We start from the raw sequence: 12,000 nt of genomic DNA on the forward strand, positions 1-12,000 counted from the left end.
TTGCTTAAGCTTAAATTATGCTGTTTCAAGTGAGCTTATTTTTAAATTTGGGATGGTGATAGCCTCATCATCAACAAACAGCATTTTCATGCCCTTACCAATAATAAATTCATCTTTTAACTCAACCCAGTCAGACACTTGACCTAGCTTTTCAAGCTCCGATTCAGAGTTAATATAAACAAGTGGTAAATGAGCTGTACCTGATGGACCATCTTTAATTGTAATTTCAACACGTAACCAAATACTTTCTAATAAAGATTCTACTGGCTCCATTTTTAACGATTCAATTTCGTTAAAGTTTGCTAGATAAAACTCACCATTAGTACCTAAAACCTCTAGGTACGGGTTTAAGCAATCATCAAGATCTCTTGTTGATGCATCGTCTGTGCTAACTCTTAAAGACTCCATCTCTTGAGCTAACTGAGCTGCTTCGTCGGTTGAGCCTTCTAACAGAGCAACATGCATTTTCAAAAATAGTGTGTCTAACTCATTCGCATCATGAAATAACTTAGGAATGCCTTTACCTTGGTAAAAATCTACACGAGATTGCTGAGCACGAATTAAGTGCCTTAAATTTACTGCACCTACTGCAAACTCTGGATTTTTTTGTACCATGAAATCTAGCTGTTTATCGGCTTTTTCAAGTTCACCATTTATGCAAAGTAATTCGGCGTAAATACTTCTGATATCAAAGTTTAATGGCTCATCTTGAAGCTCTGTAGCACAACAAGATAATGCATCAGTAAGTTTCCCCTCGCGAATTAAGCTATGTATTTTTTTCATGACTATTCCTTTATTTTATGATGAGGACTGAGCTCTGTAATTAATTTAATACTGGAGATCATCTGATCTAATTGAAAATGTGGCTGTAATTGTAAAACAGAAAAGTAATGCCCTGGATTGGCTTTATTTTCACTGACTTTTATTCTGGCATTACTTAGCGGGTACTTACTTCTTATATGCTCGGAGGCAGAGTCTGAAGCCGTTGTATAATTATTTATCCACGCTTGTAGATCTCGCTCACAAGCTTGTGCCGTGTTGTAAGAGCCGACACGATCTCGAGCTAATAGCTTTAAATAGTGAGCAAAACGAGATACGCACAAAATATATTGCAGCATTGAAGATAAGCGCGCATTAATATTAGCAGCGCTTGATTCATAGTTTTTAGTTTTTTGAACCGATGCATTACTATAAAAAACAATGTGTTCTGTATTAGTCACTGACGATACTGGAATAAAGCCAAGTTCAGAAAATTGCTTTTCAAACTTACTTGTCACTAACAAGTTTAGTGGTGGCTTTGCTTCTTTTTGATAAGTGTCGTTTGCAAAACTGTCTCTCGCCAGGCCTGTAACCAGCCCCTTTGAAATTTTACCCGGCTCAATACCACGAATGTGACCAAACCAGCCACTATCGCAATATGCTCTTATTAAGGTAGATACAAATTGGTATGCTGCATTGCCCCAAAGCATATCGCTTTCAGGATCTTTAATTTTTTCTTTAAAATAAAAATCTTGATGACGCTTTCCATCATTGCTATATGGGGGTCTAACTAATACATGAGGAAGCGTAAGTCCAATAAAGCGAGATTCTTCCATCGCTCGAAAGCTTTGCCATTTAGCGTATTCGGGTTGTTCAAACTGGTTAAACAAGTCTGCGTAATAGCCTAAATCAGAAAAGTTATCTGCACCAAATAAGTTAGGAGAAGCCGAGCAAATAAATGGAGAAAAAGCAGCGGCAGCGGTTCTAGATATTTCTTTTATTGTGTCTATGTCATTATAAATTGTGCCTGCTGAGCACATGTTACTAATTTCATAATCACCTACTACTACACCAAATGGCTCGCCACCTGCGCTATCAAACTCACTTTGATAAAGTAGTTGAAAAAATAGGCTTTGGTCAAAATCAATAGCTTTGTTTACATCTTTAGAGAGTGTTGCCCAATCGCAGTTCAATACTTTTATTTTTACTTTATTTTCTTTGTCGTATTGTTCGCTTTGAAGTATCAGCCACCAAAGATTACGCCAACTGGCTTCTAGCTTTTGAAATCTATCATTATGAATTATGAGGTTTAATTGTTCTGAAATGAGTTGATCGAGTTCAACAATTACGCGCTGTAAATAAGGACCAAGTGATTCTTTAGTCCAAGATATAGGTGAATCGGAAGAGCCTTCAAGCCATAACAACAAGGCTTTATCTAGGTTTTTTTCGTTTAAAAACCTATCGAGTAAAGCCTCATTATCACTTATTCTAGACTGCGCTTTTTGTACAAAAGCGAAGTCTTGATTTATAAATGAAAACTCTTCGTGATTCATTCTACTGCATTATCCTTAACGCTCGAGATCAGTTTATTAACCGATCTCTGGAATTTTAGCTACAAGGCGTAAAGAAGAAGTAAGCTCTTCCATTTGTAGCCAAGGTCGTAACCATGCAACTGCATTGTATGCACCTGGTTGACCTGGAATTTCCTTAACTGATACTTTTGCATCAGCTAGAGGATAACGTGCTCTGATATCTTGACCGCCACCCTCAGTCGCATTTACATACGATAGGATCCAACGGTTTAACCAAGACTCAACGTCTTCAGCTTCCATAAAGCTACCAATTTTATCACGCGCCATTACTTTTAGGTAATGAGCAAATCGAGACGTTGCCATAAGGTAAGGTAGGCGTGCAGATATTGCCGCATTGGCTGTGGCATCTGGAGTTGAATAAATTTGTGGTTTTTGACAGCTTTGTCCACCAAAAAATACTGCATAATCTGTATTTTTGTAATGACAAAGAGGCAAGAAACCTAACTTGCTTAATTCAGCTTCACGACGATCTGTAATGCCAATTTCAGTTGGGCATTTAAGATCTGGATCGCCATCATCACTTGTGAAGATATGCGTAGGAAGACCTTCTACTTTACCGCCGCCTTCAGCACCACGTATTGCAGTACAGAAACCGTATTGAGCAAATGCTTTGGTCATATTTGTTGCCATAGCGTAGGCTGCATTACTCCAACAGTAATCACTATTATCAGTACTTACTGAACGGCCATCTTTTGGTTCAACTTCAAACTCTTCATAGTTAAATTCTTCAACTGGTTTAGAAGCCGCACCATAAGGTAGGCGAGATAAGAAACGAGGCATTGTTAATGAAACAAAACGCGAATCATCGCTGTCTCTGAATGAACGCCACTTAGTGTACTCTAGAGATTCAAATACTTTTTCTAAATCACGTGGTTTGGTTAGCTCTTCCCAGTTATCAAAACCAAATAATGATGGCGATGAAGCTGCAATAAATGGACAGAAACCAGCGGCTGCAACATTAGACATTAGACTTAATGTTTCAACATCTTCAGGGTGGTTTGTAAACTCAAAGTCACCAACGATAGTACCGTATGGTTCGCCACCTGGAGTACCAAACTCAGACTCATAGATTTTTTTGAATGTTTGGCTTTGGTCAAACTCAACAGCTTTGCTCAAATCTTTATGAAGTTCTTTTTTCTTCATATTTAGCATACGAATTTTAAGTGTTGAGCTTGTCTCAGAATTCATTACTAAATGGTGCAATCCACGCCAAGAACCTTCTAACTTTTGAAACTCTTCGCTGTGCATTACTACACTTAGCTGTTTTGAGATCTTTTGATCGATTAATTGAATTGCTTCATTAAACGTCACTGTCATGTTTTTGTTCCACTGAACAGTCCCTTTTAAGGCTTCTTCTGTCAGTGTTTTAAGTAACTCTTCTGCACGGCTTGCATCGGTTTGCTTAGTTGCGCCAATAGCTTGCTCTAATAGTGAAGACGTTGCTTCTGAGGTAGACTCTAATTCAGTACTTAGTTGCTCTGTACTCATTTTTCAGTCTCCTCTATTTTAAGCTCTTTTGCGATTGTATCTAAGCTTGCTGTGTTGCTTAGTACTTCTTCAAGCACGTTTTCTAATTCTTCTGAGCGGTCAATCTTAGTCATTAAATCGCGTAACTTGTTGCGTGTTTCCATTAATTTACGTAATGGCTCAACCTGATTTACAACAGCTGCTGGTTCAAAGTCATCAATCGATTTAAAGTTAAGTTTTACTTCAAATTCAGAACCATCATCATTAAGCGTATTATCAACTAATAATTTTAGTGAAGGGCTCATGCGCTTTAAAACATCATTAAAGTTTTCACGATCTATTTGCACAAATCGTCTATCTTTAAGTGGTTTTAATGCTTCTGTGTTATCACCAGAGAAGTCGCCCATAACACCAACAACAAATGGTAATTCTTTTTTTACTGCAGTGCCTTCAGTTTCCACATCATAAGTGATGTGTACGCGAGGCTTACGAACTCGTTTTAATTTATCATGGATACTCATAGAGAACTCCTTTTACTTATGTTTCAGTTTCGCTGATTTTAATGCCAGACAACTTAAAGTACCCAGTCCTAGCATCACTATCTGTAATTAATTCATTTAATAATTCAGGCAGCGACAATTCGCTCCATCGAATTACTTGTTCTATGGTGTACGACATAGGAGAGTGCGGCTCTGTTTTTCTAAAAAAAGTAGCGATTTCTTTGAGTTTATTAATCGCACTTTCTCTTGAGTTAATTTCGTGATTAACTTTTACAACTTGCTCTGTAACACTTTGACCGTCGTCGTCTTCACTTTGAACCACTTCTTGCACTTCGTTTAATGCAGCTTTTGCCTTATCAGCAGCTTCAAGCTTATCTGCAGCAACATGCTCAACAGCAGCAAGACTAACTTCTAATGCTTGTTTTATATTTGATGTTGGCTGTGGCTGTCCAGTTACTCTATCCAATACTTCGCTTAATAAAGCAAATTGCTCAATCGCGTTTTCAATGTCTTGTTTTAAAGTAACAAAGAATTCAGTACTTGTTTCTGCAGCACTTCTTTCAATGAGCTCATAGTCAACAGCACCTAAATTAAGCTTTTTCTCTCTTTTCTCATCTGTTAAACGAGAAATATCATAGCCTTGCTGATATTCCCAAAAAGAATATGACTCCATACTGGCGCTATCGGTCAGATAGATACTTTTTATCGGGATTATTAATGTACCTTCGCCTGCTGAACCATTAAGGCCAACCAATGCAGATACTTTGTCTGACACTTCATCATCGTCATCGAGTGACGGGTATAATTCATCAAAATAATTGTCGAGCAAGTTATGAGCAACTTTAAAACCAAAAGCTAAGCCTTTGAAGCCATGAATTCGACAAAGTGCTTCAATAAACCAAGCTAAATATTCGATATCTTTGCTTTGTGTTTTTATTGCTTTGCTACATTGCTCTAATAAAGGAAGCCAATCTCTTGCTAGTGAGGAAATACCTTCTTCATCCACTAATGCATTTCTTTCTGCTGCGCGAAGCTGGTTTCTTAAATCTTTTAAGGCGTAATAAGTCGACGTAGGCGAGACATCTGAGCGAGGATCAATACCTGCAACCTCGGTGTCTGAAATAGGGGAAATATACTCTTCAAATAAAAACATTCCGTCGTCCTAATAATTATCCATAAAACTCCAATAAAGCGGAGCGGATTTCATATTACATTCTTTATAATAAATTACAAGCCTAGTTACAATTGAGTTTAAACCTTAATTATTGCCTTTATATAAACAATTAAAATTTAATATACTTATTAATTAATAGATGTAATTAAAGTAAAAACTCAAATATAAAATACAAACCAAATTTTTTAACTTAAAATCGTTATTTAGAAAAAAGCGGGATAGTAGCTTCATCTTGAATGTTGAATGTTTCTGATTTATGACCAGCGTATCCTTCATCGTACTTAATTAAAATACAGGTCACATTATCTCTTGCACCTCTAACTAATGATGAATGCATAAGCGCCATACCAGAATCAATAATGCTACTAGGCTCTAGCGATAAACATATGTCCTCATCAGACAACTCACCGGTGAGCCCATCTGAACAAAGTAAAAATATATCGCCCGTTTTTACTTCATTTTGAATAACGTCTACTTTTACATCCGCAGTAACACCCACAGCTCTTGTGATTACATTTGATAATGGATGTGTCTTGGCTTCTTCTACTGAAATAATCCCTTCATCAATTAAATCGTTTACTTGGCTGTGATCTCTCGATATCTGCTTAAGTTGGCCATCTCGAAGCATATAAGCTCTGCTATCACCAACCCACAAAACATAGTACTTATTATTTTTAAGAAATAAGGCAGTAACTGTACTTCCTGCGGTTTTGCTACCTAAATATTGGGCGCTATATTCGTTTAATTGCCTATTCGCATCTTCAATGGCTTCAACTATGTGAGATACTTCAAGCTTCTCAAGTGGTAGCTCTTCAACTTTTGCTCTTATTACATCTACAACAAGCTGACTGGCAACTTCACCTGCTTCGTGACCTCCCATCCCATCTGCGACAACCCATAAGTTATGGTTATTTATCTCTACATGCGCATCTTCGTTAAGCTGCCTCACAGCGCCTCGGTGGGTAATTGCATAACTTGTACTAAACTTGCTAATCACTATTTTTTACCTGTGTAAAGTTCCATTCCCAGTGTTTCCACCTTCCATCTAACATTGCTGCAACTTGATTTACCGCAGGCAAGCCAGGCGTTATGAGTACCATAGGTTTTATATTATAAGAGCCATGTGTCCACCAAACGCTGTAATCACCGTGTTTTTTTAACAAAAGAGCATGCATTGCATCTTGGAGGACTTGACTTGATAACTCATCACCTGAGAACTCAAATGCTTCTGCACTTTTATTTTTATCTACAGAATTTAAAAAACTAACCTGCTTTTTAACTCCTGCTATAGAGCTTAGAGACTTAGCAACCTCTTTACGCCAAGAGAATAAATCAACCGAACTATCAAGCACTTTTAATACAGTGTCTTCATACTCTAAAGAAAACACACCTGAGTTTAAAACATCTATAGGTGCAAATTCTAATGTGCTAGCAACTGTGAAGGGATAGTGTCTACCTACTGCGTCCATACTCGGTAATAGAGTCCCCATAACGCCTTTGTCACCAACAATGTTTGGCGATAATGCAAAGTGCCATACTGGTCCAATTAAGTAATTATCTTGCCATACTTCACCTAGCTGTTCTTTACTCACTGCAATGGCTGCTTGCAGCCACTGCTCCCAATGCTCTGAAAATTCTTTCGAAACGCTATCTTGTACAAAATCACCTAAACTAGGTACCTTGCCAAGATAACCAATATTTATAATCGGGTCGGACATGAAAACTTCTCTACACTTTTATTCCAAAATGGATGCCTGATTGATTTAGGCAATAACTCGACTTTCGCATTGTTTCCCATGAGTGAAAAATGTAACTCTAAGTCTTCACGTGTTTTTGCTCTTTTAGCACTTAACTCGTCTAACATGCGATATAGCGACCATTCACCTTGGTAAGTTGTATTTATAGAACGACCACCATTTGGAGGAGTAAATACAACTCGTGTTTTACTCTGGCCACTTGCTCCAGGCCATACAAAATTTGTTACTCTAAGTGGACCATGCCTGTAAGTCATTGACTGACCGTCAATTTCGAGCATAAAGCTAGAGATGGTACGATCTAATTCTAATGGTTTTAAGCCAAACTCAATTCTTGGTGTTGCACTTCCGCCATCAAAAAAGACTGTTTGAATCTGATTCGCCAGTTCAAACATCGCTAATGTATCTCGGCTAATACCTATATCTTTTTCAAATTTCCATGGCGTTGAGCTCATATCTACACTTGGCGCAATATAATTGGTGAAAAAGCTATCAATTGTTCCACCTGGGCCGAAAAATCGAGTGAAATCTTTCATATTCACTTCTTTTTCTGCGTATGGAGAAAACGGATAACGGCCAACAATTGCAGCGTTATATTCGCGTAGCACCTTACTTTTCCACATCTCGTTTAAATGTCTGTTGGCACTATTTTTAGTTATGTTACTAGTATCTCTACTTATATCTAACAGCCAACTATTAAACGGGTAAGGTAAATCTCGACTTTGAAACTCAAGCTGACGAATAAAGCTAGGCTTACTTTTACCGCTAATTTGGTCTTTAATTGACGACTTTAATTGATCGCCTCTATCAAGTTTGGTTAAGTAAACGTTTAACTCTCTTAGGTTTTTCTGAATATTATCTAATTGTTGAGCATCAATTTTTATTACATCTTCAAAGGCTTCTTCAACTTGGTGACCCGGTAATTTAATATCAAATTTAGGGGCTTCGTCAGGTAAAAATCGCTTGATACGATTAGCTTTGGTTTGCATAGCTATTTCAGCAGCATTTGCTGCAACTTTACCTGCAGCCTTTTGGTTATCAGATACTGGTAATTTAGTTAGCTGCACATTTTTTTGTACTGCAGTGATAATATTTTTAATAGGCGCTTCAGAGCCTGCTAAGGCATCAGTAATATTAACCCCCTCAGCCGGAGAGCTATATTGATTCAGGCTCAGATCATCAATAAATGATTGCCAATAATAAATATAATCTTGAAAGTATCGCTGCTCTAGCTTCTTCTCAATCTCATCTTTAGAAATATCGTAAGTGCCCGTTGCCTCTTCACCATACACCCAGCTACTTGCCATTAAATTGCCAAGCATTTTACTTTTCTCAACATTAAAAATGCCGTGAAAACCATTAAATGTATATAAGCCAGGGATACTTCGCGTAAGCTCACCGTCATTTCTAAAAGTAAATTTTTGCGCACTTTCAAAACTAATAATGTCTGTAAGCCTAAATGGCGGAATACTGCTATCTAGGAAGTCGGCTTGTAATCGTTGATATGCTCGCTCAGCAATTGGTAGCTTAGTTAGCTCAGCTCGCGCAACACGTACTGCTTGATTATCAATTTCAATTTGGCTAACACCGTTTTCAAGTAATGTAGCTACATGCTCCATCAGCTCTACTCTGGTTTGCATATTTTTATCGCCTGGTAAGTTACGCTCTAAATAAGCGTTAAACCAAACCGTTATATCTTCACTTTCAAAGTATTCAGGCTGAAACAACATGAGGTAACACTTAAGTGTTTCGTATAAATAACTTAAGTGCTCAGGATGAGCTTCCATTTCTTTAATTAAGGTACTTGCAATAAACGGTTCTAAATACGTTTGTAATGAACGGTCGTAGGCTTGTGTAGAAGCCATTTTTATTTCATTTAGTTTATCAAACCCAATTGATTTAGACTCTTGTGTATTAACAAGTTCAGGGTTGCTTGCAGGTAAGTTTCTAAGAGCCTTTAATCTGTCGTTTAGTACTAGTAAGTTATTACGGTCAAATGAGGCTGTATCAAGCTCTTGGTACGTTGCAATCGCATCTTCAGTCTCTGAAATTAAGTTACTATTCCAAGCAAAACTAAAGTACCACGATGTTGAAAAACCAAATAAAGCTATGCATGCAAGCGTTATGCTACCAACACGAAGCCATTTATTTTGCTTGTCATGATGTTTGTTAGTGCTTGCTAAGTTTTGCTCTGGAAAAATTACACCTTCTAATACGTTCTTTATAAAAAAGCTTTTAGATTGGTTAATGTATCCAGATTCACCTGCGTTTGCTTCGTTTAAAAAGCTAGATGGGGTACCCTCTTGCGTTGCACTTGTGAGGTAAACACCACGAAACATTGGTAGTTCTTCGTATGCATTAGGAGTGAATATTTCTTTTAAAAAAGCATCTCCTACACCTTGTAAAACACGAAGCTGCCTAGGGAATTCAAATATCTTAGCGCGAATTTCTTCGTTTCTTTCATTAATTAATCTACGATTTAACATTTCAGTTAATTTAGAAATTAATGAGTGAAATTCTTTGTTGAAAGCATCTACTTGCGTGTCTTTATCTAAATCAAGTTCAAAGGTTACGCCCCAAACCTGCTCACACTCTTCTTCGGTTAATTCGCCAAAAAACTCTCTAAAACCTTCAATTAAATCAACTTTAGAAAAAATAACGTAAACAGGAAAGGTCATGCCTAATTGGCTTTGCAGCTCTTGTAAGCGCTGTTTAATAGCACGAGCATGTAGGTTTCTCTCAGTTTTGGTCTGGCTCATCAGCTCAGAAATACCCATACTGATCATTACACCATTAATAGGCCTAAGAGGACGGTACTTACGAAGTAATCCTAAAAAGCCTTCCCATGCACGTGAATCATGCTTTGCATGGCTGCTTTGCGTTGTGTAGCGCCCAGCTGTATCAATTAAAACTGCTTTATTGGTAAACCACCAATCACAATTACGAGTACCGCCAACACCATGAACCAAGTCAACACCTAGTTTGTCTTTTAGCGGGTAATCAAGTCCTGAGTTATGAATTACGGTAGTTTTACCAGCCCCTGGTGGGCCTATCATTATGTACCATGGCAACTGGTAAATATTTTTACCTTTGAACAGCTTTACGTCTTTTAAAAGATCGATAGCTTCGTTCATTCGCGTTTTAAGCGTAGTAATTTCTTCATTTACTTCAGAGCTATTTGTATCGTTATTACTATCAATTAACTCATCAGCCATTTTTTCGTCTCGTTTGCTTTGTTGCACAAGACGATAAATTTTAGACACAGAGAAAACCAATAAAACCAATATAATAGTAAACAGTCTTGCTGCAATACTTTGTAGTGGTACATAGTCAGCTATCGCGATTAATGGGCCGCCAAACCAAATTAATAATGATAAAGCTAAAAAGCCGATAATTAGCATTGCCGTACGAGATGTAAGTGCGTAGGTCACTTTTTTTATTTTTTGTGAAAAACTCATTTCAGCCTCTTAAAATAATAAATCGATTTCAATTCGTCGGTTTAATGACCGAGAAGCTGAATCTGAATTACTGGCAATAGGCTCTGCTGCGCCCTTACCTTCGGGCCATAAACGCCCACTGAGGTTTGTACTTTTAGCCATAGAGTTTGCAACTTGCGTTGCGCGCGCTAAAGAAAGGTGCCAATTAGAAGGGTACTTATCAGTTCTAATTGGTGTGTCATCTGTATGGCCGGTTATTAAAATACGTCCTTTGGTTCCTTCAAGGCTTAACGCTAGTTTTTCTAAAATAGGCTGAAATGAAGGTAATAATTTAGAGTCACCTTGATTAAAAAGGCTCTCACTATTAATAGAGATTCTGATCCTATCGATATTTTTCTTTATCGTCACAATCCCCATTTGAATCTCAGTTTGTAATAGCTGCTCTAGTACAAGTAACTGCTGATCTTTTTTATCTACTGCTTGGTCTTCAGCTACAGGATGAATGATAGCAAGCTTGTCACTAACAGCCATAACATCATCATTTAGCTTCATATTTATAAATAAATAAACGGTAAGTAAAAGTAAGCCTAAAACAGAAAAAATAACCCACAATGGCACCTGATTTCTTAATTCTACGCCAGCGGCTACTCTTTGTTTCCAGTTAGGAGAAAGCTTATTATTGATTGGCCCATCTAATTGATTTAATAAGTGATACATTTGTGAGCGGTATTCTTCTACTTTATTGTCACCCACAGTATCTAGTCTGTACTTACCTTTAAAACCTAAATTTAAACAGTGGTATTGCAGCTCTAAAAAGGCTTTGTGTTGCTCAGGCTGGGCCAATGCATTATCAAGTAAAGTATAAAAGTACTCACCGCCAAAAGTTTCTTTATGAAATGTCGAAAGCAAGCTTTCGTCAGCCCATTCCATAGAGCTCCATTTAGAGTTTAAAACTGATTCATCTAAAATTGCACATAAACAATAACGAGAGTTTTTGATTACATCTTTTGATAAATTTTGATTACGTAGTTCGACTTCAAAACGTTTGATAGCCTCTACACATCGATGCTTTAATGCAGCTAAGTTAGTCATCTCAACTGATTTTCTAATTGAAATAACCAAAGAGAAACAGTCTGTTGCGGCTTCCATTAATGGGTTTCTAAATATAGAAACCTTTGCATTACTAGGAATACTACTTGCAACAGGCTCAACAGACATGACTGTTTTGTCTGGATCATTATCTACTTGAGGATTATTTGAGGCATCACGCCCTAATCGACCAGGACGTGGTTTTATAATGGTTTCGTCCATTGAAAC

Annotated in this window: 9 protein-coding genes; all 9 read right to left on the reverse strand. The window is 37.4% G+C overall.

The genetic code is table 11. The annotated features are described in order from the left end of the window. Positions 1-15: 15 nt before the first annotated feature. The 9 genes from H5122_RS09290 to tssL all read right to left on the reverse strand — a co-directional run bounded on the left by H5122_RS09290 (position 16) and on the right by tssL (position 11,994). Positions 16-783 (reverse strand): type VI secretion system accessory protein TagJ, encoded by a 768-nt coding sequence (locus H5122_RS09290; RefSeq protein ID WP_182671931.1) that lies wholly within the window; start codon positions 781-783, stop codon positions 16-18. A gap of 2 nt (positions 784-785) precedes the next feature. Further along, positions 786-2,312, reverse strand: a complete 1,527-nt coding sequence (gene tssC / locus H5122_RS09295) for a type VI secretion system contractile sheath large subunit (RefSeq protein WP_182681460.1) — start codon at positions 2,310-2,312, stop codon at positions 786-788. Between the two features lie 36 nt (positions 2,313-2,348). After that, a complete protein-coding gene (tssC, locus tag H5122_RS09300; protein WP_058547845.1) occupies positions 2,349-3,839 on the reverse strand; it encodes a type VI secretion system contractile sheath large subunit in 1,491 nt (496 codons plus the stop codon). Beyond that, a complete protein-coding gene (gene tssB / locus H5122_RS09305) occupies positions 3,836-4,339 on the reverse strand; it encodes a type VI secretion system contractile sheath small subunit (protein ID WP_024594566.1) in 504 nt (167 codons plus the stop codon). The genes tssC (H5122_RS09300) and tssB overlap by 4 nt, the downstream gene beginning before the upstream one ends. A gap of 16 nt (positions 4,340-4,355) precedes the next feature. Further along, positions 4,356-5,471: a type VI secretion system protein TssA gene (tssA, locus tag H5122_RS09310; RefSeq protein WP_182671929.1), complete on the reverse strand. Its 1,116-nt coding sequence runs from the start codon at positions 5,469-5,471 to the stop codon at positions 4,356-4,358. Positions 5,472-5,691: 220 nt separating this feature from the next. Next, entirely contained in the window at positions 5,692-6,489 is a 798-nt protein-coding gene (locus H5122_RS09315) for a PP2C family serine/threonine-protein phosphatase (RefSeq protein WP_024595081.1), read from the reverse strand. Beyond that, complete coding sequence (tagF, locus tag H5122_RS09320; protein WP_182671928.1) at positions 6,482-7,210, reverse strand: type VI secretion system-associated protein TagF; 729 nt, start codon at positions 7,208-7,210, stop codon at positions 6,482-6,484. Before tagF ends, H5122_RS09315 begins: the two co-directional genes overlap by 8 nt. Continuing rightward, a complete protein-coding gene (tssM, locus tag H5122_RS09325) occupies positions 7,192-10,704 on the reverse strand; it encodes a type VI secretion system membrane subunit TssM (protein ID WP_182681459.1) in 3,513 nt (1,170 codons plus the stop codon). The genes tagF and tssM overlap by 19 nt, the downstream gene beginning before the upstream one ends. A gap of 9 nt (positions 10,705-10,713) precedes the next feature. Beyond that, positions 10,714-11,994 carry a type VI secretion system protein TssL, long form gene (tssL, locus tag H5122_RS09330; protein ID WP_024603626.1) on the reverse strand — a complete coding sequence of 427 codons (1,281 nt, stop codon included), beginning with the start codon at positions 11,992-11,994 and terminating at the stop codon, positions 10,714-10,716. Between the last annotated feature and the right edge of the window lie 6 nt (positions 11,995-12,000).

Origin of the sequence: Pseudoalteromonas sp. SG43-8 (assembly GCF_014164245.1) — a bacterium.
Lineage (GTDB): Bacteria > Pseudomonadota > Gammaproteobacteria > Enterobacterales > Alteromonadaceae > Pseudoalteromonas > Pseudoalteromonas distincta.